Source organism: Pseudomonas sp. TH06 (assembly GCF_016651305.1).
Classification (GTDB): Bacteria; Pseudomonadota; Gammaproteobacteria; order Pseudomonadales; family Pseudomonadaceae; genus Aquipseudomonas.
The window spans coordinates 4,038,634-4,062,893 of sequence record NZ_JAEKEC010000001.1 but is presented as its reverse complement, the minus strand read 5'-3'; the positions used below and the strand labels follow the sequence as shown (position 1 = coordinate 4,062,893).

Below are 24,260 nucleotides of genomic sequence, written 5' to 3'. Positions count from 1 at the left end.
ATGAACGATCACAACAACAATATTCAGCTGGAAACCGCCATGACCACGACCACCATGACCATGATCCAGGCCCTGCGCTCGGCCATGGATGTGATGCTTGAGCGTGACGACAATGTGGTGGTGTTCGGTCAGGACGTCGGTTACTTCGGCGGCGTGTTCCGTTGCACCGAAGGGCTGCAAACCAAGTACGGCACCTCGCGGGTATTCGATGCGCCGATCTCCGAGAGCGGCATCGTCGGCGTGGCCGTCGGCATGGGCGCTTACGGTCTGCGCCCGGTCGCCGAAATCCAGTTCGCCGACTACGTCTACCCTGCTTCCGACCAGATCATTTCCGAAGCCGCCCGCCTGCGTTATCGCTCGGCCGGTGAGTTCACCGCGCCGATGACCCTGCGCATGCCTTGCGGCGGCGGCATCTACGGTGGCCAGACTCACAGCCAGAGCATCGAGGCGATGTTCACTCAGGTCTGTGGCCTGCGCACCGTCATGCCATCCAACCCGTACGACGCCAAAGGCCTGCTGATCGCCTCCATCGAAAACGATGACCCGGTGATATTTCTTGAGCCGAAACGCCTGTACAACGGCCCGTTCGACGGCCACCACGACCGCCCGGTAACCCCGTGGTCGAAACACCCGCAAGCCCAGGTTCCGGACGGTTACTACACCGTGCCGCTGGACGTCGCCGCCATCACCCGTCCGGGTAAAGACGTGACCGTGCTGACTTACGGCACCACCGTGTATGTCTCGCAAGTCGCTGCCGAAGAATCCGGCGTCGATGCTGAAGTTATCGACCTGCGCAGCCTGTGGCCGCTGGATCTGGAAACCATCGTCAAATCGGTGAAGAAAACCGGCCGTTGCGTGGTGGTTCACGAAGCCACGCGCACCTGCGGTTTTGGCGCCGAACTGGTGTCGCTGGTGCAAGAGCATTGCTTCCATCACCTGGAAGCGCCGATCGAACGCGTCACTGGTTGGGACACCCCCTACCCGCACGCGCAGGAGTGGGCGTATTTCCCAGGGCCGTCCCGAGTGGGCGCGGCGTTGAAACGGGTCATGGAGGTCTGAATGGGCACGCACGTTATCAAGATGCCGGACATCGGCGAAGGCATCGCAGAAGTTGAACTGTCGCAGTGGCACGTCAAGGTGGGCGATCTGGTCGTGGAAGATCAGGTACTCGCGGACGTGATGACCGACAAGGCGATGGTCGATATCCCGTCGCCCGTGCACGGCAAAGTGATTGCCCTCGGCGGTCAGCCGGGTGAAGTGATGGCAGTCGGTAGTGTGCTGATCAGCATCGAGGTTGAAGGCGCGGGCAATCTGAAGGAGTCCGACAAACCGGTTCCAGTTGCGGCGAAAGAAGCTGTTGCACCGAAAGTCGAAGCCGTCGTTGAGAGCAAGCCTGCTGTCGCCGCTCCGCGTCCGGCTGCTGCCGTTTGCCAGGGCCCGATGGTCGCCCGCGAAGCCGATGAGCGTCCGCTGGCCTCACCGGCCGTGCGCAAACATGCGCTGGATCTGGGCATTCAATTGCGTCTGGTGCGTGGTTCCGGCCCGGCCGGTCGCGTATTGCACGAAGACCTCGACGCTTATCTGGCGCAAGGTCAGTCCAACGCATCGTCACCGGCAGGCGCCGCTTACGCCCAGCGCAACGATGAAGAACAGATTCAAGTGATCGGCATGCGCCGCAAGATCGCCCAGCGCATGCAGGATGCCACTCAACGTGCGGCGCATTTCAGTTACGTCGAAGAAATCGACGTCACCGCCATCGAAGAACTGCGCGCGCACTTGAATGAAAAACACGGCGCCAGCCGTGGCAAGTTGACCCTGCTGCCGTTCCTCGTCCGCGCTTTGGTTGTCGCCCTGCGCGACTTCCCGCAAATGAACGCCCGTTACGACGACGAAGCCCAGGTCATCACCCGCCTCGGCGCGGTGCATGTCGGTGTTGCCACACAAAGCGATGTCGGCCTGATGGTGCCGGTGGTGCGTCACGCCGAAGCTCGCAGCCTGTGGGACAGCGCCGCCGAGATTTCGCGCCTCGCCAACTCGGCACGCAATGGCAAGGCCAGCCGCGATGAACTGTCCGGCTCGACCATCACCCTGACCAGCCTCGGTGCACTGGGTGGCATCGTCAGCACACCGGTGCTGAACCTGCCGGAAGTGGCGATCGTCGGCGTCAATAAAATCGTTGAACGGCCAATGGTCGTCAAAGGCCAGGTAGTGATTCGCAAGATGATGAACCTCTCCAGCTCCTTCGATCACCGCGTGGTCGACGGCATGGACGCGGCGCTCTTCATCCAGGCCATTCGCGGCTTGATCGAACAACCTGCCACTTTGTTTGTGGAGTAAGGCTCGCATGCAATCTTTGAACACTACGCTGCTGATCATTGGCGGCGGCCCCGGCGGTTACGTCACGGCCATTCGCGCCGGACAACTGGGCATTTCGACGATTCTGGTCGAAGGCCAATCGCTGGGTGGCACATGCCTGAACATCGGCTGCATCCCGTCAAAAGCGCTGATTCATGTGGCCGAGCAGTTTCACCAGACTCAACACCACAACCAGCATTCGGCGCTGGGTATCAGCGTCTCGGCGCCGACGCTCGACATCAGCAAAAGCGTCGAGTGGAAGGACGGCATCGTTGATCGCCTGACCACTGGCGTCGCTGCGCTGCTGAAAAAGCACAAGGTTCAGGTCATCAATGGCTGGGCCAAGGTTATCGATGGCAAAACCGTCGAAGTCGGCGACACCCGTATCCAGTGCGAGCATCTGGTGCTGGCTACCGGTTCGACCAGCGTCAATCTGCCGATCCTGCCGATTGGCGGGCCGATCATCTCCTCCACAGAAGCCCTGGCGCCGAAGTCGGTACCGAAACGCCTGGTGGTGGTTGGCGGTGGTTACATTGGTCTGGAGCTGGGTATTGCCTATCGCAAGCTGGGTGCCGAGGTCAGTGTGGTCGAAGCACAGGATCGTATCCTGCCGGCTTATGACGCGGAACTGACGCAACCGGTGCATGACGCGCTGAAGCAACTGGGCGTAAAGCTGTATCTCAAGCACAGCGTTCTAGGTTTCGACGGCACGTTGCAGGTGCGCGATCCGAATGGCGACACTCTGAATCTGCAGACCGATCAGGTGTTGGTTGCCGTCGGCCGCAAACCGAACACTCAGGGCTGGAACCTCGAAGCCTTGAATCTGGACATGAACGGCTCGGCGATCAAGATCGACAGCCGCTGCCAGACCAGTATGCGCAACGTCTATGCCATCGGTGACCTCAGCGGCGAGCCGATGCTGGCGCACCGCGCCATGGCCCAGGGCGAAATGGTCGCCGAACTGATCAGCGGCAAAACCCGTGAGTTCAACCCGACCGCCATTGCCGCCGTGTGTTTCACCGACCCGGAACTGGTGGTGGTCGGCAAGACGCCGGACGAGGCCAACGCTGCGGGACTGGACTGCATCGTTTCCAGCTTCCCGTTCGCCGCCAACGGTCGGGCGATGACCCTGGAATCGAAAAGCGGTTTCGTGCGCGTGGTCGCTCGTCGCGACAATCATCTGATTGTTGGCTGGCAAGCGGTTGGCGTGGGTGTTTCGGAATTGTCGACGGCGTTTGCGCAAAGTCTGGAAATGGGTGCGCGGCTGGAAGACATCGGCGGCACCATTCATGCGCATCCGACCTTGGGTGAAGCGGTGCAGGAAGCGGCGCTGCGTGCCCTCGGGCATGCGCTGCACCTGTAAACGCTGAACCCCTGAGGCGAGGGAGCTTGCTCCCGCTGGGCTGCGAAGCGGCCCCAAGCCCCGCCACCACCGTGCATCTGATGCACCGCAGTGTCCGGTTTTGCCAGTGCTGCGCACTGGAGCGGGAGCAAGCTCCCTCGCCACGAAAGAGGCGGGGCATGCAGGAATGATGGGGATTTAGTAAGCAAGCTAATATTTTTGCTTATCCCCCCATCGCCCGGGCTGCGAAACCGCTCAAGAATGAAGTATTGTTGTGCCCATCCAAAAAACGTCAGAAGCCTTGAACCGTTTCGACGGTTGTTCAGTGATAGAGGGTGTCATGGGTAACGAAAGCATCAATTGGGACAAGCTGGGTTTTGACTACATCAAGACCGACAAACGCTATCTGTCGTACTTTCGCGATGGCGAGTGGGACAAAGGCACCCTGACCGAAGACAACGTGCTGCACATCAGCGAAGGCTCGACTGCCCTTCACTATGGCCAGCAGTGCTTCGAAGGCATGAAGGCCTATCGTTGCAAGGACGGCTCGATCAACCTGTTCCGCCCGGACCAGAACGCCCTGCGCATGCAGCGCAGTTGCGCGCGTCTGCTGATGCCGACGGTCGACACCGAGCAGTTCATCGAAGCCTGTAAAGCCGTGGTTCGTGCCAACGAGCGCTTCATTCCGCCATACGGCACCGGCGGCGCGCTGTATCTGCGTCCGTTCGTGATCGGCGTGGGAGACAACATCGGCGTGCGTACCGCCCCCGAGTTCATCTTCTCGATCTTCTGCATCCCGGTCGGCGCCTACTTCAAGGGCGGCCTGACCCCGCATAACTTCCAGATCTCCAGCTACGACCGCGCTGCCCCACAAGGCACCGGCGCCGCCAAGGTCGGTGGCAACTACGCCGCCAGCCTGATGCCGGGCTCGAAAGCGAAGAAAGCCAACTTCGCCGATGCGATCTATCTGGATCCGATGACCCACACCAAGATCGAGGAAGTCGGTTCGGCCAACTTCTTCGGGATCACCCACGACAACAAGTTCATCACCCCGAACTCGCCGTCGGTCCTGCCGGGTATCACCCGTTTGTCGCTGATCGAACTGGCAAAATCGCGTCTGGGCCTGGAAGTGGTTGAAGGCGACGTGCTGATCGACAAGCTGTCGGACTTCAAAGAGGCCGGCGCTTGCGGTACCGCAGCCGTGATCACCCCGATCGGCGGCATCAGCTACAACGACCACCTGCACGTTTTCCACAGCGAAACCGAAGTAGGCCCTGTCACCCAGAAGCTTTACAAAGAGCTGACTGGCGTGCAGACCGGCGACATCGAAGCGCCAGCGGGCTGGATCGTCAAGGTTTGATCTGACGACTGCTGATGCACAAAAGCCCCCATCGAGTGATCGGTGGGGGCTTTTTATTTGAATCTTTGATTTTCATTTCAACGCAATCCGCTTGCCAGTGCGACTGGCAATCCCGCTCGCTTGCCCATCCTGCTGTTTGCCCATGCGCGCTTGAGTGATCAGCTGCGGGATCAACTCGCCTTCCGGCAAATTCTTCCAGAACCGCACCGGCAAATGCCCTTGCATCACTTTGGGATTCAACCGCGCCGGGTTGAAGATGTGGCTGTAATAGGTCAACCACAAATCACCATGCGGATCTTCGACGTTCTGCGCCAATTGTTGCCATTCAGTCGGGCACTGGCGCTGATGAATCAGTTGTTCGCCATCGTAAAAAACGCCATCACGCGGCGTAGCGATCAGCCAACGGTGGCGGCCCATGCGCCCGATGAAATGCTCACTGGCGCTGTGCAGAATGTCGTGAGCCGGTTCGTGCCACGCCACATATTGCGGGCCTGGCAAATCTTTCGGTCGTTCGATGAAACGCACGAATGCATGCAAATGATGGGCTTCACGGCTCACTTGCTTGATCCGCCGCTGCAACTCGCTACCGAGTTTGTCGCCGGCCATCATCGCCGTACGATCACCGTGGCTGACTCGCCACAGCACTTCATACAGCAGGCTCCAGCGTTGATCCCCGCGGTACTGCGCGGCCTGTTCCAGTGTATCGAGCAGCGTACGCGGGATTCGCGCCTGAAACGGCCCCTGCCCCTCAGGTACGTGGTCATCGCTGGCAAACAGATCGGCCGCCCCTTCCGAGGCCCAACTCACCACGCTCGGATCGATTTCATGACTGAGCAGCCAGCGCGCCTGCTGGCGCCAGGTGTCGAAGAGGTCATCGCAATCGAGATTGATCATCCCCACAACCCCATCTGCTGCGGTGCCGGCCGGTCGCGCAATTGCTGGTAGAGCAAATGGCTGGTCACTTCAGCCTGCTGCGGATGGTAGTCGCTGGTGATAATGAACGGCTTGGCCTTGGCCAATACGCAACGCATGCGTGCGACGTCTTCGTAACGAATCCGTCGCTGCCGGCGCAACTCCACCAGCCGCTCGGTGGTGCGCAGGCCGATGCCGGGAATGCGCGCAATCAACGAAGCCTCGGCGCGATTGAGATCCAGCGGGAACACCTCACGATTCTGTAGCGCCCATGCCAGTTTCGGATCGATGTCGAGCGCCAGATTGCCCGGTCCCTTGAGCAGTTCGTCGGCGCTGTAGCCATAACTGCGCAAGAGAAAATCAGCCTGATACAAACGGTGTTCACGCATCAGCGGCGGCGCGGCCAGCGGCACGCTTTTCGGGCTGTCGGGGATCGGACTGAACGCCGAGTAATAAACCCGGCGCAGGCGGTAGTTGCCATACAAGGCCTGCGCGCCGTGGAGGATCGTGCTGTCGTCGGTGTCATCGGCGCCGACAATCAACTGCGTGCTTTGCCCCGCCGGAGCAAATTTTGCGGCGCGAGGTTCGTTGAGTACGGTTTGCTCGCCGGTGTAGATGGTTTGCATGGCCTGCTTGATCGAGCCGATGTTTTTCTCCGGCGCCAGGGTCTGCAGGCTGGCATCGGTGGGCAATTCAATGTTGACGCTCAGGCGATCGGCGTAGCGCCCGGCCTCGGCAATCAGCGCTGGATCGGCATCGGGAATGGTCTTGAGGTGGATGTAACCGCGAAATTCGTGTTCTTCACGCAGCAGCTTTGCCACCCGGACAAGCTGCTCCATGGTGTAGTCCGCCGAACGGATGATGCCGGAACTGAGAAACAGACCGCTGACGCAGTTGCGTCGATAGAAGTCCATGGTCAGCGTGACTACTTCCTCGGGCGTGAAGCGTGCGCGCGGGACATCGCTGGAACGGCGATTGACGCAGTACTGGCAGTCGTAGAGACAGAAATTGGTCAGCAGAATCTTCAACAGCGAGACGCAGCGCCCGTCCGGCGTGTAGCTGTGGCAAATGCCCATGCCATCGGTCGAGCCCAGGCCACTCTTGCCCTCGGAACTGCGCTTGGGCGCACCGCTGCTCGCGCAGGAAGCGTCGTACTTGGCGGCGTCGGCGAGGATGCTGAGCTTGTCGATGATTTGCATGGCTACGACTCGATACTGGTTATGCGTACAGTATCGAGTCTATTGAACGAGCACAAGGTGCAAGACCAGATCAAAAGATCGCAGCCTTCGGCAGCTCCTACGCGATTCAGCTATAGACAGTCCCTGTAGAGGCTGCCGCAGGCTGCGATCTTTTGATGCCAACCTCGACCGGCAACTCGATGCCGAATCGCGCACGGATTTCCTTGCGCCCCAGCGCCGTCAGCGCCAACGCCCGACTGTCGAGATCCTGCGTCAGCCACTTGCGCTTCAACGCCACCTGCAACAACGCAGCCCCCAGCGAACCCCCGAGATGCGGCCGGCGCATGCTCCAGTCCAGACAGGGGCAGGCGAATTTACGACGCAACGTCGACAGATCGCCGACCTCAACACCCAGCTCGGCAAACAACGCCTCGCCACTGGCGCTCACGCAATACGCCTGCTCGTCGGTTGCCTCCAGCCAACCCGCCTCGATAAAGCGGTCATGCAGCAGCACCGCCAGTGTCCCGGCCATGTGGTCGTAACAGGTGCGGGCGAATTGCAGGCGATCCGGCGTGTGCGGCTTGAAGATCGGCGTGGCGCTCTGGCCGATCACCATCAACGCTTCCAGCGCCTGGGCGACACGCTTGTCGGCGAGGCTGTAATAACGGTGGCGGCCCTGGATATGCAGACGCACCAGCGCCAGATCCTTGAGTCTGGCCAGGTGCGCGCTGGCAGTGGACGCGCCGACCTCGGCGATCGCCGCCAGCTCGGTGGCGGTGCGGGCGTGGCCGTCCATCAGCGAACAGAGGATTTTCGTGCGGGCCGGTTCGGCGATGGCGGCGGCCACCTGCGAGACGCCGATGTCTTGATGTTCTGCGTGCATAGTTCGCTCCCGGACGAATCATCGCCGTGACTGAGTGGAGATAGTAGCAACACTTTCCTCCACGACAAGGCTGCGAACCATGGACCCGATCATCGCTGCGACTCATGCCGATCCTTATCCCTACTACGCAACGCTGCGCGCCGAGGGTGGGCTGACGTTTCATCCCGGCCTGAAATTCTGGGTTGCCAGCAGCGCCCGCGCGGTTTGCGCGGCACTGGCGCATGCCGAGTGCCGGGTGCGTCCCGCGCAGGAGCCCGTGCCCAAAGCGATCGCCGAGGGCATCGCCGGCAACGTCTTCGGCCAGTTGATGCGGATGAACGACGGCGAGCGCCAGCGTTGCCCGCGTTCGGCCATCGAGCCGGCCTTGGGATTGATCGATCAGGACGAAGTTTACGCACGGGTGAGCGCACGCCTGATCAGCACAGACGCGGACGGTCTATACAAAGCCATGTTCCGAGGCCCGGTGTGCGTGGTCGCGGCATTGCTCGGATTCAGCCCGGCGCAAAGTCGGGCAATCAGTGACCTGACCGCCGGTTTCGCTGCATGTTTATCGCCGTTGAGCAATGACTCGCAACTGGCGGCGGCGCACCTCGCAGCAGAACAACTGCGGGGTTACTTCATCGAATTGCTGGCCGAATCTGCCGGGGACAGCGCTTTGCTTGCGCGAATCCGCCAGCACTTCAATGGCGATGAAGAAACCATGATCGCCAACCTGATTGGCCTCTGCTCGCAGACATTTGAAGCCACCGCCGGACTGATCGGCAATGCGCTGGTGGCGCTGCGGCACAATCCTCAGCTACGCGCCCACCCCGTCGATGCCCTGCTGAGCGAAGTTCAGCGCTTTGACCCTTCGGTACAAAACACCCGGCGCTTTGTCGCGGAGTCCTGCGAAATCGATGGCATGCGCATTGAGGCTGGAGATGTGATTCTGGTGCTGCTGGCCTCGGCCAATCGCGATCCGGCGCTGAACGAAAATCCTGACGTGTTTCTACCGGAGCGGAAGAACCGCCGCAGTTTCAGTTTCGGCAGCGGTCGGCATCAGTGTCCGGGGCAAGCGTTGGCGATGGGCATTGCCGGAGCGACGCTGAGGCAGATTCTCGATCATGGCGTGGAACTGGATCGCCTGAGCTGGCATTACCGGCCTTCGCTCAATGGGCGTATTCCTCTCTTCAGCACCCTAGCCGTCTGACTCTTCCCTGTAGGAGCTGCGGGGGATTGTGTTCAGGCTGCCAGTTGCAGGATCAACCAGCTATTGGCGCCGCTGATCAGCACAAACAACCCCCACGCCAGCACGCGGGTCGGCCAGCGGTTCACAAACGGCCCCATCAGTTGTTTGTCGTTGGTCATGCGAATCAGCGGATACAAGGCAAACGGCAATTGCAGGCTCAACACCACCTGACTCATCACCAGCAATTTGCCCACCGCACCGTCGCCCATCAGCCACACGCCGATAAACGCCGGGATCAACGCCAGGCCTCGGGTGATCAGGCGCCGTTGCCAGCAGGGGATCCGCAGGTTCAGATACCCCTCCATGATCACCTGGCCGGCGATAGTGCCAGTGAAGGTCGAACTCTGGCCCGACGCAAGCAGCGCCACGCCAAACAACACGCTGGCGAGCGCGCCGCCGACCAGCGGATCGAGCAAGTGATAGGCGTCCTGAATGTCCACCACATCGGTGTGCCCGGTCTTGTGAAACGCCGCCGCCGCGAGAATCAGAATCGCGGCGTTGACCAGCAGTGCCAGCGCCAGCGAGCCAATTGTGTCGATGCGTGCGAGTTTTACCGCGTCCTGTTTGCTCGCCAGATCCTTGCCGATCATCCGCGTCTGCACGATGGACGTATGCAGATAAAGGTTATGCGGCATCACCGTGGCGCCGAGAATGCCGATCGCCAGGTACAACGGCGCCGCATCGCTGATCGCTGCCAGTGACGGTTTGAAACCTTGGGCGACGTCCGGCCAGTACGGTTTGATCAGCACCAGTTCGACGAAGAAACACACGCCGATCGTGGCGACCAGGACCAGCATGATCGCTTCCAGTCGACGGAATCCACGGTTCTGCAGGGCCAGTACCAGCAGCGTATCGAACGCGGTCAGGGCAATGCCGAAGGTCAGCGAACAGCCGAGCAGCAAATGAAACGCCAGCGCGCAGCCGAGGACTTCGGCAAGGTCGGTGGCGATGATCGAGATCTCCGCCAACACCCATTGCAGGCGCGCCGTCGGCGTGCTGTAGCGCTCGCGGGACAATTGCGCCAGATCGCGCCCGGTGGCGATGCCCAGCCGCGAGCACAGGCATTGCACGACCATGCCCGCCAGACTCGCCAGCAACACCACGAACAACAGGCTGTAGCCAAAACGCGATCCGGCTTCGATGGCCGTCGCCCAGTTACCCGGATCCATGTAGCCGATCGACACCAGCAAACCGGGGCCGGCGAAGCGCAGCACCCGCTTGAAAAACGCGGCATTGGGATCAACCGTAACGCTGCCGGCGACTTCCGGCGGGCAAAACGGCGCGGTGGCAATTTTGGGTAAGCTGAATTTCACGCACACATCCAGAAACAAGTTGCAATGGCGCAGCTTAGACGTTTCGGGCTGAGCCTTGAAGGGCAAAAGATCGCAGCCTTCGGCAGCGCCTACGGATTTACCGACTGACACCGAGCAACTGCTGACGCAACTCGGGGCTGCGCGTTCGCGGATCGAGCCAGATATCAAAAAACGCCCGGGCAAACTGCGGATCATCGATCTCATGTTGCAACTGCTGCCCGACAAAAAAACGTGCGCCCTGCCCCGGCAGATAAACCCCGGTGATGCGCGTGCCGGCCTGTACATCGACAAACGACTGCTGCATCTGGATTTGCCAACCGGCGAGTTGCGCGGCGCTGATGTTGCTGCCAGCCAGACGCTTGATTTCATCGACGCTGGCTTTCACCAGGTCGTCGCGGGAAATGGTTCGGCGATAGATCAGTTCCAGAGCAAACGGTTGGTCCGGTGCCAGCGGCCGCGCAGCGCTCCACAAGCGAGCGTTGTAGACATCAAAACCCCACACGCTGAAATCGCCGGTGCCAATGATCTGCGCGCCCGGCACCGCGTCCTGCCAATTGGCCCAGGTCGGGGTCAGCAGCAACGCCCACAAGCCGATGCCGCAGCACCCACGCAACACCTTCGGTGTTCTGTTCATCGCGGCATCGACTCCGGCATAACCCTGATAATCAGAGCATAGCCACGAATCGCCAACGCAACTTTGTATACAGTTTTTGTACAACAATGCAGCAATCCGTCAGTACCAGTGCTAACGTGGCCCCACTCTCACCCGACGGAGACACCTGCGTGCTGATTCTCAAACTGCTGCTGATTCCCGGTTTCCTGCTGCTGATTTCGCTGGCCGGCAAGCGTTGGGGGCCAAGCGTGGCCGGGTGGCTGTCGGGCTTGCCGGTGGTGGTCGGGCCGATTCTGTTTTTCCTCGCCATCGAGCAAGGGCCGCAGTTTGCTGCGCACTCGGCGGTGGCCGCGTTGTCGGCGATGTTCGCGATGATTGCGTTCTGCATCACTTATGCGCAGGTCGCCCAACGCGCGAACTGGCCGTGGGCGTTATGCGTTTCGCTGGCTGTCTGGGCTGCGCTTGCGGGGCTGCTGTCGCTGATTCCGGCTTCATTGCCGATCTCGGTGATCGCGGCGGCCATTGCGTTGTTGGCGGCGCCCTATCTGTTTCCCGACGTGCAACCGGCGCTGAACGGCCCGGCGCCGAAGTCGGATCGACTGATCTGGCGAATGATCGCCGGTGCGGCATTGACGCTGGTGGTGACGATGCTGGCCAGTACCGTCGGCGAACGCTGGAGCGGACTGCTGGCGGTGTTCCCGGTGCTGGGCAGTGTCATGGCGGTGTTTTCCCAGCAGACTCGCGGCCCGGCGTTTACGGCGGCATTGTTACGGGCGACGGCCACCGGGATGTATTCGTTTTCGGCGTTTTGTCTGGTCTCGGCGCTGACCTTGCCGAGCCTGGGTCTGACTGGATTTGCCCTTGGTGTTGCCGTGTCGGTGGCCATGCTTGGCGTGACCCGCAAGTTGCTCGCCAAACCGGCGCCAATGCGATCAACGCGAACGTCTGAAGGCTGAGGCTATTCCTGTGGCTAGCCACAGGGAAGCGTTCACTTCTGGACGAGCCGGGCTGGAGTGCCAAGGCGCTGCGTGGGATGATCGCCCGCCTGGCACGACCACTTCCCGGAGATTCGAATGACATTGTTGAGCAAAAAAGCTGTCGTCCTGTTGCTGGCGGCAGTCGCCGGCCTCGGCGCCATCAACGCTCAGGCCGCCAAGGCCAAGGAAAAAGCCACCACCGAGAAGGTCTCGATGCTCAATGGCAAGTTCACCTTCACGCTGCCAAAAGGCTTCGTCGCCGATCCGCTGCCGGCCAGTCCGACGGGGGCCACGGGTACGATGTACACCAATCAGTCCACCAAAACCGTGGTGATTGCCGCCGAAAACCAGATTCCCGAAGGCAACAACGTCAAAGACAACGACAACGAGTTCCTCGACGGCACCGTCGCTGACTTCGTTGATGCCCAGCGCAAGGCGTTGCCGGACTTCAACAAACTCAGCGAAAAAAGCCTGACCCAGAAAGGCACGGGCCTGGGCCTGCGTCAGGTCGACAGCACCGCCACTCAGGGCGGCGGCCAGACACTCAACACGACGTTGATGGCCGGTTCCGGCACGCGCATGGCGCTGGTCCAGGTGATTTCCCGGGTCAGCGACAAGAAAGATCACGACGCGCTGGTGAAAACCATCCTCAAGGATTGAGCTGCTGCAACCATGCGTTCAAATCCCGTAGCTCGGCCGCACTGATGCCGTGGCCGACGCCGGGATAGGCGTGAAACTGCGGGGTGTAGGCGAGTTTCTGCAACAGTTCATTGGCCGCTGTGCCGTCGTGGTACGGCACACGATCATCAGCCGTGCCGTGACCGATGAAGATGCTCAGTGGCAGCGGTTGTTGCGCAGTCTTCAGTTCGGCTTTCAACACTGGCAATACACGTCCGCTCAACGCCGCGATACCGCCCACGGCCACGGGCGGACGCAGTCCCACCTCGTAGGTCATCATCGCGCCCTGGCTGAAGCCGATCAGGTACACCTTGTCCGGAGTGGTGTGATATTTCTTCGCCGCTTGCGCGACGAAATCCCGAAGCTTCTGGCCACTGGCCTTCAGATCATCAGTCTCGCCGTTGTAGGCACCTTCGCCTTTTTTGCGAAACCATTGGAAACGCCCTTCGCCCAACGCCAACGGCGCCTGCACTGACAGGTAGTTGTATTGCGCCGGCAGCTGAAACTTCATCCCGATCAGATCGGCCTCGTTACTGCCGTAGCCGTGCAGGAAAATCACCAGCGGACGCGGATCGGCGTCGGTGTGAACCTGCTCGATGTACTTGAGCGGCAGATCGGATTGCAGCGTGGTTTGAGCGTGGACGGCGCTGGACGCCAGGAGGGTCAACAGAGCAAACACCTTCAACATAGAGCCTTCCTTTCACAGAGTGTCGGGTTCGGGGGGGAGCCTAACATCCTGCGGCGAGGTTCCAAATGGTGGGTGCCGCTGATGACGTCATCGCGAGCAGGCTCACTCCTACATTTGGAAAGCGTTCCCCTGTAGGAGTGAGCCTGCTCGCGATGAGGCCTTTAGATGCAACGAAGATCTATCAGTCGTTAGTCAGTTTTCCGGTACGAAACGGCACCCGCCCCGCCACTTTCGCCTGCCAGATCCCCGGTTCTGTATAACGCCCGCGATCAATCGCGAACAACACGCCACTGGTGCCGGCGCGCACGGTAGTCACGCGGTCCTGCAACGGATCGACCACCTCAAACAATGCATCGTCCTTCTCTACCCACTCGCCCGCGTTGCGCAGGAAACTCACCACGCCATGGTGCGGCGCGAACAGGTATTCGGTGCCCTCGAACGGCAAGCCTTCGCAGCACTCGCTCGGCGCCGCCGGCCATTCGCCGCTGATGAAGCCCTGCTCCGCCAGAAAACCGAGAATCGCCTCGCAGTTGGCCTGAGCCTGATCGACCCGAGTGTCGCCCATGCTGCCCAGTTCCAGCGTGGTAGCGAGGTTGGCCGCTGGAATCGCCGCGTTCGGGAAGGCTCGTGCCAGACGCAGCCACGGCGTCGAGCAGGATTCATCGAACGAACTGCCGCCGGAATCTTCACACAGCAGCGCCACGCCAGCCTTCAGCCGCGCCGCCAGTGATTGCCACTGCGGCCAGTGTTGCGGCAACGCATACAGGTGAATCGCGGCGTCGAAATCGCAGTGCAGATCGAGGGTAATGTCGGCATCGCAGGCATGCCGCAGCAGCAAGCGGTGCAGTGCTTCCAGTTGCGACGCCGCTGGCGGCAGTTCATCGAAGACCTGGCCCATGGCCTCGCGGATCAAGGCGACGTTGGCCTCGGCGTCAGCGCCCAGACGCTTGCCGATCAACGCACCGACCGGCGCACTGAGTTCGACGAAGGCGCGGTTGAAGTTCTTGCCGCTGCCCAGTTCGAAGCGCCCCATGTGCGCGCCTTGCAGGTGTTGGTCGAGGCCAATCGGGTTGGCGACCGGCACCAGTTCGATCACGCCTTGCAAGCGACCTTGCGCTTCCAGTGCGTTCAGGCGTTGCTTGAGTTCCCATGCGGTGCGCATACCCGGCAGTTCATCGGCATGCAGACTGGCCTGGATGTAAACCTTGCGCGTGCCGGCGCCATAACGAAACACGCTGAGTGAGCGTTCGCTGCCCAAGTGGCTCCAGGGCAGAACATGGTCGATGCGTTGCATGGAAAAATCTCCTCAATATCCGGATCACAAAGATCCCCTGTAGGAGTGAGCCTGCTCGCGATAGCGGTTTAACATTCAACATCATCGTCGTCTGATACTCCGCTATCGCGAGCAGGCTCACTCCTACAAAGGTCTCACCACAATTAGAGCGCAAAAAAAGTGGCCACCGGATAACCGGGGCCACTTTTTTTACGGCGTATTAATGGCCGTATACGTCAAAGTCGAAGTACTTGTCCTGCACTTGTTTGTACTTGCCGTTGGCGCGGATTTCGGTGATGGCCTTGTTGAATTGCTCAGCCAGCGCGGTATCGCCCTTGCGCACTGCAATGCCGGCGCCGCCGCCGAAGTATTTGGCGTCTTCGTAGGTCGGACCGACGAATTCGAAGCCTTTGCCAGCGTCGGTTTTCAGGAAACCGTCACTGAGGTTGACCGAGTCGGCCAGCATCGCGTCAAGACGACCGGAGGTCATGTCGAGGTTGGCTTCCTGCTGCGAGCCGTAACGGACCAGATCGATCCCGGCCGGGACCAGCACTTCGGTGGCGAAACGGTCGTGGGTACTGGCACGCAGTACGCCGACTTTCTTGCCTTTGAGCTGGGTCAGCGGATCGGTGATGTTGGAGCCGGCCTTCATCACGAAGCGCGCCGGGGTGTGGTAGTACTTGATGGTGAAATCGACGTTTTTCTTGCGGTCGTCGGTGATGGTCATCGAGGACAGAATGGCGTCGATTTTCTTCACTTTCAGCGCCGGGATCAGGCCATCGAATTCCTGCTCGACCCAGGTACATTTGACTTTCATCTGCTCACACAACGCATCGCCGATGTCCACGTCAAAACCGGCCAGTTTGCCGTCAGGGGTTTTCATCGAGAATGGCGGGTAACCGGCTTCGATACCGATGCGGATCGGCTTGGCGTCTTCGGCCACAGCGGTCAGGGACAACATCGACAGTGCCAGGGCACCAAACATCACTAGCTTCTTCATTTATAACTCCTGTGTGCGGAGGCTTTTATTGGCAGCTTTCGATTCAGCGTTCGGTCATGGCCATTTAGCGGCAAACTCCGAAGTGGCCGGCAGTCTATGGCGGCGCGCACAGGGTAAATTGTGTTGAAGCGACAAATACTTACAGAAAATCGGCGAGCCGATTGACCGGAGTCAACAGGCGCGCCGTCGTGGTGCAAAGGCTGTAGGACAAGCCCTCAAACAGCACAAAAATCCCGTGTAGGAGCTGCCGCAGGCTGCGATCTTTTGATCTGCTTTTTAACGACAAGATCAAAGGATCGCAGCCTTCGGCAGCTCCTACAAAGGCATTAGCATTCGCAGGGGATTGCAGCGTTGGCCTGTAGCGCCACGCTCAGTTCGAAGCCTTCATCCAGCCAGCCAGTCACGCCGCCGATCATCTCTTTGACCGGGTAACCCAGCGCCGCCAGTTTCACCGCAGCCTTGTTCGCGCCGTTGCAGTGCGGGCCGGCGCAATAGACCACGAACAACGTGGTTTTCGGGTAGCCCGCCAGTTGCTCTGCCGTGAGCGACCGCGTCGGCATATTGATCGCCCCCGGCACATGCCCACGCTCAAAGGCCAGCGGCCCGCGCACGTCGACCAGGACAAAATCCACCTCACCGGCCTCCTGGCTACTGAAGACGTCGGAACAATCGGTTTCGAAGGTCAGACGATTGCTGAAGTGCATCAGCGCGATTGCCGACGGAGCGGCAGGGATGTCGCGAACCAGACTGGTCATGGGGTTGCTCCTTTATCTGAACGGGTGTGCACAGACTTTATCGAGCGCCCGCTTGCGGCTACAGTGGCGGACAAGACACCTACCGGGAATTTTCCGCCAAATGCCGACATCACCAGGTCTGGTCGCAATTCTGGCCTACGACGGCCTCTGCACCTTCGAGTTCGGCATTGCCGTGGAGATCTTCGGCCTGGCCCGGCCGGAGTTCGATTTCCCGTGGTACACGCACGCCATTGCGGCGGTCGATCAAGGCCCGATGCGTGCCTTGGGCGGCATTCAGGTATTGGCCGATGGCGGTCTGGAACTGCTCGCCGAGGCGCGCACCATCATCATTCCTGGCTGGCGTGATCGCAATGCCGAGGTGCCGCAAGCGCTGCTCGATGCCTTGCGTCAGGCCCATGGCCGTGGTGCGCGGTTGTTGTCGATTTGCTCGGGGGTGTTTGTGCTGGCGGCCAGTGGCCTGCTCGACGGGCATGCCGCCACCACGCATTGGCGCTACACCACGGAACTGGCGCAGCGCTTCCCGGCGATTGCAGTCGATGCGGATGTGCTTTACGTCGACTCAAGCCAGTTGATCACTTCGGCGGGCAGCGCGGCCGGCATCGACGCCTGTCTGCATCTGGTGGCGCGGGACTTCGGCACTCAGGTTGCCAACTCGGTGGCGCGGCGGCTGGTGATGTCGCCGCAGCGTACCGGCGGGCAAGCGCAGTTCATTCCGACGCCGGTCAGCCCGACGCCGCGCAACGATCTGTCGCGGGTGATGCAGTGGGCGCGCGAGCGCTTGCATGAGCCGTTGGAGGTGCGCGATCTGGCCAGTGAAGCGGCGATGAGCGAGCGCACGTTTTTGCGGCGGTTCACCGAGGCCAGCGGGCAGTCGCCCAAGACGTGGTTGCAGCATGAACGGCTGGCGCGGGCGCGGGAGTTGCTCGAGAGCACGGCGCACAACACCGAGCAGATTGCCGAACGTTGTGGTTATCGGTCGGTGGAGAGTTTTCGCGTGGCGTTTCGCGGGGTGGTGGGGGTGCCGCCGTCGGTGTATCGGGAGCGGTTTGGGCGTGGGGTGAAGGCTAATTCTTGAGTGAATTTTGAAGGCTCCATCGCGAGCAGGCTCGCTCCTACATTTTGGAATGCATTGCCCTGGGGGAGCGAGTCTGCTCGCGAAGGCGTCCGGTAAAACGCAGCATCATTTAGGCATCAGCCATGAGGCTACAGCGCCTTGCGCCTTTGCCTACAACTACGCCAGAATCCGCCGGCTTGTGCGGCTTGAAGGGTGCCGGTAACTTGGTTCGCGTCGCTGAATGTTCAGTGATCGGGTTTAGTCGCTCGGTGTTTTCTCAGGTTCGCAAGCTGTTATTCAGTCTGGCATTTCCATGCCCGCACTCAATGGCGGCTGTGCGCAGGGCGCTTTCGAGCGCGCCGGTAATGCTTGGGATCCCGGTCGACTAACCTGCGTATAGCTGCCACCTAATGTTTAGTCGCAGAACGGTGTCAGCCTCATTGAGGTTTCCCAGCATATGTTCAAAATTACTCCGAACCCGCCCGAAACAGGCGCGGAAATCGATCCAAATCCTACGTCCCCCTATTCCACGCCGGGCTCCAGAAAACTCCACGAAGCCGCCGAACGCGCCCTCGATCATTACCTGAAACCCACGCCTCCTTCGCCACCGCGCAGACCCAGCACCATGTTTCTCGTTGACCCGAACACCGGCACCGAAGAGCTCATGGCCCATGCCTGCGAATCCATGGCCTCGGCCAGCATCATGCTCAGCGACTTCGCCGCCCTGCTCGACTCGCCCTACCGCAACACCGTGCTCGGCATCCAGCAAGTGGTGATGCTCGGCGAACTCGCGGTCAACCGCGCCCTCGACAAACTCGACCCCGACCTTAGGCAATGACCATGACCCAAAAAACAGATGCACAAGTCGTCGCGGCGTTGGTAGCCATGGGCTTCAACGAACGCGACAGACGCTGGGCGCAGAACACCTGCCTGGTGCTCTTCGAAAGCGAACGAGAAACCATCGTCGCCTCCGCCGTCACCGTCCTCGCCCAACTCGATGAACTGGAAATCGACGCCGTCCTGCCGGCGCTGCGCCGAGTGAGCCGCCGATTCCCCTCACTGCAAAGGACGGTGGCCGACACCTTGGCCGAGATGGCGCACGCAGCCTGATTGACCGCGTGATAGTCCTTCGCGAGCAGGCCCGCTCCCACACTGGACCTGCAGAACCACCGCAATCACTGTAGGAGTGAGCCTGCTCGCGAAGCTTTCTTTCTGCCGACGAATATCTGAATGTTGAATCCCTGCTTGCTTTATATCTGTTCTGATATAACCTGTTTTCAAAGTCCTTTCCGCCATTCCTTGCAACACAACACCGCTCCACGATTTCATCCGGGCGATTACGCTTTTCCTATCAACAAAGGAGAAGTCAATGCCAAGACACAAGGATGTGGTGTTTGTCGGGAATGCGCTTAAAGACCTGAAAGAGCTCCCACTCGATGCCCGCAGAGCAGCGGGATTTCAGTTGGATCTCTTGCAACAGGGCGACGAACCCTTTGATTGGCGTCCAATGAAAACAGTTGGACGGGGCGTCAATGAAATCAGAATCACCGAGGATTCAGGGGCGTTTCGAGTGTTCTACGTGGTCAACCGACCTGAGGCGATCTATGTGCTGCATGTCATGCACAAGACCACACGCAAAACTGAAACGCGAGATATCGAACTGGCACGCGCCAGATACCAGGAAATAAGGTAGGCCATGATGGATCATCAAAATATTTCCCAGCGCTACTCAAGCGTCTGGGATGCACTGGAAGACACGCCGCAGGATGCCGCCAATATGCGTCTGCGGGCCAAGCTGATGCGCACGCTTTGCGAGACCATCCGGGCTTGGGAGCTTCCTCAAAAAGAAGCGGCCAAACGCTTGGGCATTACCCAGCCGCGACTCAACGATGTGCTCAATGGAAAAATCGACAAATTCTCTTTGGATGCGCTGGTCAATCTGTCAGCCGCAGCAAAGCTTGAGGTAGACATTTGCTTCCCGCTGGGTCAACCGCTGCAATGGGCTTGAAAGAAAGCTCACCCGCCGCCAACACGTAGTTCAATCAAACGATGAGGGGCATTGCCCCTCTCACAGCCAAAGCAGTTTCCCACCCACCTCAATCATCCCGTGTCAGCACTTCCAGCAACTCAATCTCAAACACCAGATTGGAATTCGGCGGGATCTTGCCCATCGTCCGCTCGCCGTAACCCAGGTGCGCCGGCACCAGCAGTTTGCGTTTGCCACCGACCTGCATGCCCATCAAGCCTTGATCCCAACCCTTGATCACGCGGCCAGTGCCGATCACGCACTGGAACGGTTTGCCGCGGCTGTGGGAAGAATCGAACTCGCTGCCGTCTTCCAGCCAACCGCTGTAGTGGGTGGTGATCAGCGCACCTTTGACGGCGGCTTTGCCTTCGCCCACCTGAAGATCGATTACCTGCAGTTCATCATTCATGACATTCACTCTATTGTTCAGCCGGCCGCCGTTTTCCCAGAATTACCGGTCAATGGCAACCCGTAAGCGCAGATCAACGCTGTATCCGAAGCGAGTGATGAAGAATTAACATAGCCAACCGCCATTACTTCCCGGATCGACTCGCCATGCTGGCAGCTCCCCAATGACTCTGCTCTGGATCAGCCTCGCCATCGGTGTGGTCATGCTGGCTGTCATTGCCTTGCTGATCTGGCGCGAGCGCGGTTTGCGCAAGCAACTTGCCGAGTACCGTGAACTGCTGACACGCGCCGCTGAGGGCCAGAACATTCATCAGGACGGCGATGTCGAGCGCTTCAAGCGCAGCCAGTATTTTGCACGCATCGGTACGTGGGATTGGGAAGTCGACTCAGACCGGCTGTACTGGTCGGATGCGATCTACGGCATGTTCGGCTTCAAGATCGGCGAAATCACACCGTCCTATGCGCTGTTCTGTTCGTGCGTGCACCCGGACGATCGCGTCAGGGTGCGCGCCGGTGAACTGCGTTGCCTGGAAACCGGTGAAAACCACGATGAGGAATACCGCGTGGTCTGGCCCGACGGCACGATTCGCTGGCTACGGGAAACCGGCAACGTGGTGCGCAACGACCACGAGGCGGTGATCAAAATGATGGGCGTGGTGCGCGACATCACCGAAGAGAAAGCCTCGGCCAGCTACCTGCAACACCTCGCCCATTTCGATCTGCTGACCGGCCTGCCCAATCGCCTGGTGCTGGAACAACGCTTGTCCGAAGCACTGGATCACGCAAGGCAGACTGACACACGCGTAGCTCTGGTATTTATCGACCTCAACGGCTTCAAAACCATCAACGACCACTACGGTCACGCCGCCGGCGACCGAGTGCTGATCACCACGGCCACGCGGCTGAAACGCATCCTGCGCGTCACCGACACGGTTGCGCGCATTGGCGGTGATGAATTCGTGGTGATCCTGCAAGGCCTGGCACCGGGCCTCGACCTACAGGACGAAGCCCGCAGCATCTGCCAGAAAATCTTCATCGAACTGTCGCCCCCGATCAGCATCGGCAACGACCAGCGCCACATTGGTACCAGCCTTGGGGTAGCGGTGTTTCCGGATCATGCGACAGCCATGGATCGCCTGCTGCACATCGCCGATCTGGCGATGTATGAGGCCAAGCGCAGTGGTAATAATCAGTATCGGCTGGGGGGTGGGCAGGTGATGAATCACATTCGGGTCGAGTAGGTGAATAATTCGAGGCGCTACCTAAATAGCGCCAAGTTAAAATTCGCCTGACAATCTAACGTTTCAAATAAACGCCGATAAAGTCTCAGAGTTTATAATCCGACATCATCGCTTCGACAAGAACATCAGTCCTGGCATCGATGTGCTCATCATTCCAACTGGCGGTACCTGAGAGACATGAAATCTTTCTTCCGACCTTGAACTTCAAGTCATTCAGCAATAAGCCGTTTTTATATCCTATAGCAGCCTTATCACCCGCAAGCGTGACCACAGTCTTCTTCTGCTTCTCAACCAATTCAGCATTGGACAAATTTGAATTATAAGCAGACAGTGTCAAATTACCTATTTGATCGGCAAATTGTTCCTGAATTTCAAGCGCTTTCTCAACGTCGCCACCTGCCAACATCTCAATCCAGCCCGACTTCAATGTACCTTGAGGAAGAACATGTTCAATTGTCCAGACATATCGCCCTTTGTCGTCTCTGCGCCACAAATCAATCTGGCGCTCTTTTGTTTCGCGCCCCATCACATAATTGCACAACAAGTAACGAGCAACGACCGGATTATAATAATAGATATGAGTACTCAAGGCTTCTTCAAAATCCCCATCGTCCGCAGGCGCATCGCTACCCTTCGCCTTGAGCAAAGTGCCGCGAACCAACTCATAAGAAAAGCCCCCACTCTTCTTAATGGTCTTTTCACAAACACTCACAAGATCGATAAACAAACCATCTAAACGGTTAGTGGCAGGGGTGCCGGTCAGATTTCGGCGCACAAAGTATCGTGAAAGAAAATCGATTGACTTATTTACGTCAGCAGACGCACAACACCCATTCTCTTCTCTATCCAACATATAAAGCAAAAACTGATGACTTGGCTTGGCATCCAGGCGCGATAAATTCAACAGTTTCGAGCGACGCAATGGGGCAATATCTGCACGTTCCGGCTGCGTAATAGCAGTATAAAAACTGGCACGCCGGGCTAGAGCATCCAACAAATCGCCTGCATCCTTTTTTATCAAATACTCAAAAATGGAAATCAACGAGGTCTTGGTTGCTCGTTTAAAATTAGGGACGCTCCGCCCCGCCTCCACTTGAAATGCATTATAAAAGTGCCGCAGATAGCTTTCATGAAGACCTGCATCTGGTCCCAGACTTTCGGTCATGGCGGACCAAGTTTCGAAAGCCTCGTCAATAGCACCAGTGCTATTTCTTTCCAGCGTGGCCAACATTGCGTTCTTGATAATATCCAGAGCGGATAATGGTACACCTCGATTGTTAATCGCCTCAAAAAGTCTGAAGGCATCAGAATGACTGTCGACCTTGATGTGAATAAAAATCAGTGCATTTACTCGTTGGGCCAACAGTTTAAGCGCCGTCACATCGCTGGGTAACTCTTCAGAAAAATAACGAATGCATTTAGCTATACGACGATTACCCCAGTTCCTCGGCGCCTCGTGTTCAACAAGCGCTAACAACCTGTAATGACTCAGAGCATTAATATAATCAACACGATTTAAATCCTGACTCGACGGCAGTATCCGGCAATAATAATCGGTGCGATTTTTTCGACCAATATAAAAATCACCCAGCAAAGTATTCCTGCTTGAATGAACCGGCATCTTTTCATCTTTTTGATATCTGCGCTCTCGTACCACCTTACGACGAACATCATCCATCAATGCTTTTAAATCAGCAATATCGTCCTCATCCAGACTGGACTGCTCTTTCAAATCAACCTCAGCCGAAAGCACTTCATTGAGCTTTGACCAAATAGCAATCAACAAGCAGGAAATAGTGGTAATTCGCTGTTGACCATCGATCAGTTCATAAACCCGAGGTTCGCCCGGCGCACCAGAACTGGCATCTACGCAAATAACTGACCCCATATAGTGGCCTTCCTTGTCATTTGCATCATCATTCACATCATCCACCAACTGTTGCCAGTCGCGGGCGGACCATGAATAAGGTCGCTGATACTTCGGAACCCGATAGCTTTCCTGCGTACCCTCGATCGTAAGAAGTTTACTTAATGGCTGTTTTGACGGTTCCATTCGACGATTCGCTAAGCTGATAATATTTTAGTTATCCCGGCATATTCTTGCCGAATCCCTGCATGCTTTTTCACAAAGCGGATTCTAATTAAAATCATCAGCAAGTGTCAAAGAGCCATCACTGAATAGTGATCAGAAACCAATATCTTCTCAGCTAGCAACTTTTACCAAAACCTCTATGGGAGGAGCCAAGTGTTATGTCTTACGCCCTAACCATTCCTTCGATTCAACGAAAATGGTTAGAGCGCTACATTGTCTAACGCTCTACCGGTTTGATTTCCATAATCGTCCCGTTAGTGATCTTTACCAGCACGTATTTGTCATTGATCTGTACCCACTGCGACTGGTCTTCCGGCTGCTTCAATCCTTTCTGGTTCCAATTTTTCAAGGCCTTTTCACTACGCTGATAAACGTCCGGCGCGCGGTCGCCTATGGTCAGTTCACGGTCGCCGGTGGGGGAATGTTCGACGGTGTTGTTTGAGGTTTGCGCCGCTTGAACAAGTGGGCTGATCCCGGCGATGCCGGCGACGAGGGCCAGGCTGGCGATTAGGGTTTTGCTATTCATCGGTGAACCTCCTTGAGATGTGTGATACCTGAACTCGGACTGCCGGGCTCGGGAATCATTCCTTGTTTTTACCTGGGCTGGCTGGGGGATTGTAGTTGTCAGTTGGGCCGCCATCGCGAGCAGGCTCACTCCTACAGATGGCTGTGGTGTAGGCAGAATTTTCAGGCGCAACAAAACCTGTAGGAGTGAGCCTGCTCGCGATGGGGTCGGCACATTCAACATCTTCATTGACTGGCACATTGCTTTCGCGAGCAGGCTCACTCCTACAATGGTCTGTGCCTCGGCAACGAGGGATTGATCCGCTTTGCACATCAATCCATGCCAACAATGCAATTAACAGATTGTTACATCTGCGCCA

Annotated in this window: 25 protein-coding genes; 13 read left to right on the top strand and 12 right to left on the bottom strand. The window is 58.5% G+C overall.

Annotation, left to right across the window (positions count from 1 at the left end; all coding sequences use genetic code 11):
• The 4 genes from JFT86_RS18290 (at position 1) to JFT86_RS18275 (ending at position 5,057) form a co-directional block, all read left to right on the top strand.
• On the top strand, positions 1–1,059 hold the full coding sequence (locus tag JFT86_RS18290) for an alpha-ketoacid dehydrogenase subunit beta (protein ID WP_003224000.1): 1,059 nt from the start codon (positions 1–3) through the stop codon (positions 1,057–1,059).
• The gene (locus tag JFT86_RS18285) at positions 1,060–2,337 is read left to right on the top strand and encodes a dihydrolipoamide acetyltransferase family protein (RefSeq protein ID WP_201237759.1); all 1,278 of its coding nucleotides are present in this window, start codon (positions 1,060–1,062) and stop codon (positions 2,335–2,337) included. It begins immediately after the preceding gene.
• Positions 2,338–2,344: 7 nt separating this feature from the next.
• Positions 2,345–3,718: a dihydrolipoyl dehydrogenase gene (lpdA, locus tag JFT86_RS18280; protein WP_201237758.1), complete on the top strand. Its 1,374-nt coding sequence runs from the start codon at positions 2,345–2,347 to the stop codon at positions 3,716–3,718.
• 319 nt (positions 3,719–4,037) lie between these two features.
• On the top strand, positions 4,038–5,057 hold the full coding sequence (locus tag JFT86_RS18275) for a branched-chain amino acid aminotransferase (RefSeq protein WP_008086978.1): 1,020 nt from the start codon (positions 4,038–4,040) through the stop codon (positions 5,055–5,057).
• Positions 5,058–5,129: 72 nt separating this feature from the next.
• Here JFT86_RS18275 and JFT86_RS18270 read toward each other — a convergent pair whose 3' ends face one another.
• From JFT86_RS18270 to JFT86_RS18260, 3 genes are all read right to left on the bottom strand, one after another.
• The gene (locus JFT86_RS18270) at positions 5,130–5,951 is read right to left on the bottom strand and encodes a TIGR03915 family putative DNA repair protein (RefSeq protein WP_201237757.1); all 822 of its coding nucleotides are present in this window, start codon (positions 5,949–5,951) and stop codon (positions 5,130–5,132) included.
• Positions 5,948–7,168 (bottom strand): putative DNA modification/repair radical SAM protein, encoded by a 1,221-nt coding sequence (locus tag JFT86_RS18265; RefSeq protein WP_201237756.1) that lies wholly within the window; start codon positions 7,166–7,168, stop codon positions 5,948–5,950. Before JFT86_RS18265 ends, JFT86_RS18270 begins: the two co-directional genes overlap by 4 nt.
• Before the next feature lie 106 nt (positions 7,169–7,274).
• A complete protein-coding gene (locus JFT86_RS18260) occupies positions 7,275–8,030 on the bottom strand; it encodes a helix-turn-helix transcriptional regulator (protein WP_201237755.1) in 756 nt (251 codons plus the stop codon).
• Between the two features lie 79 nt (positions 8,031–8,109).
• Here JFT86_RS18260 and JFT86_RS18255 point away from each other — a divergent pair, with 79 nt between their 5' ends.
• Positions 8,110–9,219, top strand: a complete 1,110-nt coding sequence (locus JFT86_RS18255) for a cytochrome P450 (RefSeq protein WP_201237754.1) — start codon at positions 8,110–8,112, stop codon at positions 9,217–9,219.
• Between the two features lie 32 nt (positions 9,220–9,251).
• On the opposite strand, the gene JFT86_RS18250 is transcribed toward JFT86_RS18255, so the two are convergent.
• A complete protein-coding gene (locus JFT86_RS18250; RefSeq protein ID WP_201237753.1) occupies positions 9,252–10,571 on the bottom strand; it encodes an Nramp family divalent metal transporter in 1,320 nt (439 codons plus the stop codon).
• Between the two features lie 97 nt (positions 10,572–10,668).
• The gene (locus tag JFT86_RS18245; RefSeq protein ID WP_201237752.1) at positions 10,669–11,205 is read right to left on the bottom strand and encodes a chalcone isomerase family protein; all 537 of its coding nucleotides are present in this window, start codon (positions 11,203–11,205) and stop codon (positions 10,669–10,671) included.
• 149 nt (positions 11,206–11,354) lie between these two features.
• Here JFT86_RS18245 and JFT86_RS18240 point away from each other — a divergent pair, with 149 nt between their 5' ends.
• Both JFT86_RS18240 and JFT86_RS18235 read left to right on the top strand, forming a co-directional pair.
• Entirely contained in the window at positions 11,355–12,140 is a 786-nt protein-coding gene (locus JFT86_RS18240; RefSeq protein ID WP_201237751.1) for a hypothetical protein, read from the top strand.
• 117 nt (positions 12,141–12,257) lie between these two features.
• A complete protein-coding gene (locus JFT86_RS18235; protein ID WP_201237750.1) occupies positions 12,258–12,821 on the top strand; it encodes a hypothetical protein in 564 nt (187 codons plus the stop codon).
• Here JFT86_RS18235 and JFT86_RS18230 read toward each other — a convergent pair.
• The 4 genes from JFT86_RS18230 to JFT86_RS18215 form a co-directional block, all read right to left on the bottom strand.
• Entirely contained in the window at positions 12,811–13,527 is a 717-nt protein-coding gene (locus JFT86_RS18230) for a prolyl oligopeptidase family serine peptidase (RefSeq protein ID WP_201237749.1), read from the bottom strand. The genes JFT86_RS18235 and JFT86_RS18230 overlap by 11 nt on opposite strands.
• Positions 13,528–13,708: 181 nt before the next feature.
• Positions 13,709–14,821, bottom strand: coding sequence for a succinylglutamate desuccinylase/aspartoacylase family protein (locus tag JFT86_RS18225; protein ID WP_201237748.1), 1,113 nt, complete (start codon positions 14,819–14,821; stop codon positions 13,709–13,711).
• A 199-nt stretch (positions 14,822–15,020) separates the two neighbouring features.
• A complete protein-coding gene (locus tag JFT86_RS18220; protein ID WP_008082447.1) occupies positions 15,021–15,800 on the bottom strand; it encodes an ABC transporter substrate-binding protein in 780 nt (259 codons plus the stop codon).
• Between the two features lie 326 nt (positions 15,801–16,126).
• Complete coding sequence (locus tag JFT86_RS18215) at positions 16,127–16,555, bottom strand: rhodanese-like domain-containing protein (RefSeq protein WP_201237747.1); 429 nt, start codon at positions 16,553–16,555, stop codon at positions 16,127–16,129.
• 100 nt (positions 16,556–16,655) lie between these two features.
• On the opposite strand from JFT86_RS18215, the gene ftrA reads away from it, so the two are divergent.
• The 5 genes from ftrA (at position 16,656) to JFT86_RS18190 (ending at position 19,617) form a co-directional block, all read left to right on the top strand.
• A complete protein-coding gene (gene ftrA / locus JFT86_RS18210; RefSeq protein WP_201237746.1) occupies positions 16,656–17,630 on the top strand; it encodes a transcriptional regulator FtrA in 975 nt (324 codons plus the stop codon).
• A gap of 436 nt (positions 17,631–18,066) precedes the next feature.
• A complete protein-coding gene (locus JFT86_RS18205; RefSeq protein ID WP_201237745.1) occupies positions 18,067–18,447 on the top strand; it encodes a DUF6124 family protein in 381 nt (126 codons plus the stop codon).
• Between the two features lie 2 nt (positions 18,448–18,449).
• Positions 18,450–18,719 (top strand): hypothetical protein, encoded by a 270-nt coding sequence (locus tag JFT86_RS18200; protein ID WP_201232898.1) that lies wholly within the window; start codon positions 18,450–18,452, stop codon positions 18,717–18,719.
• 259 nt (positions 18,720–18,978) lie between these two features.
• On the top strand, positions 18,979–19,302 hold the full coding sequence (locus tag JFT86_RS18195; RefSeq protein WP_201237744.1) for a type II toxin-antitoxin system RelE/ParE family toxin: 324 nt from the start codon (positions 18,979–18,981) through the stop codon (positions 19,300–19,302).
• Between the two features lie 3 nt (positions 19,303–19,305).
• The gene (locus JFT86_RS18190) at positions 19,306–19,617 is read left to right on the top strand and encodes an XRE family transcriptional regulator (protein WP_201237743.1); all 312 of its coding nucleotides are present in this window, start codon (positions 19,306–19,308) and stop codon (positions 19,615–19,617) included.
• A gap of 88 nt (positions 19,618–19,705) precedes the next feature.
• On the opposite strand, the gene JFT86_RS18185 is transcribed toward JFT86_RS18190, so the two are convergent.
• Positions 19,706–20,044 carry an FKBP-type peptidyl-prolyl cis-trans isomerase gene (locus JFT86_RS18185; RefSeq protein ID WP_201237742.1) on the bottom strand — a complete coding sequence of 113 codons (339 nt, stop codon included), beginning with the start codon at positions 20,042–20,044 and terminating at the stop codon, positions 19,706–19,708.
• A gap of 163 nt (positions 20,045–20,207) precedes the next feature.
• Between JFT86_RS18185 and JFT86_RS18180 the strand changes: the two genes are divergently transcribed.
• Positions 20,208–21,284: a sensor domain-containing diguanylate cyclase gene (locus tag JFT86_RS18180; RefSeq protein ID WP_201237741.1), complete on the top strand. Its 1,077-nt coding sequence runs from the start codon at positions 20,208–20,210 to the stop codon at positions 21,282–21,284.
• An 85-nt stretch (positions 21,285–21,369) separates the two neighbouring features.
• Here the strand turns inward: JFT86_RS18180 and JFT86_RS18175 are convergent, their stop codons facing one another.
• Both JFT86_RS18175 and JFT86_RS18170 read right to left on the bottom strand, forming a co-directional pair.
• Positions 21,370–23,337, bottom strand: a complete 1,968-nt coding sequence (locus tag JFT86_RS18175) for a DUF262 domain-containing protein (RefSeq protein WP_201232901.1) — start codon at positions 23,335–23,337, stop codon at positions 21,370–21,372.
• A gap of 256 nt (positions 23,338–23,593) precedes the next feature.
• The gene (locus tag JFT86_RS18170; protein WP_201237740.1) at positions 23,594–23,902 is read right to left on the bottom strand and encodes an RcnB family protein; all 309 of its coding nucleotides are present in this window, start codon (positions 23,900–23,902) and stop codon (positions 23,594–23,596) included.
• Positions 23,903–24,260 lie beyond the last annotated feature (358 nt).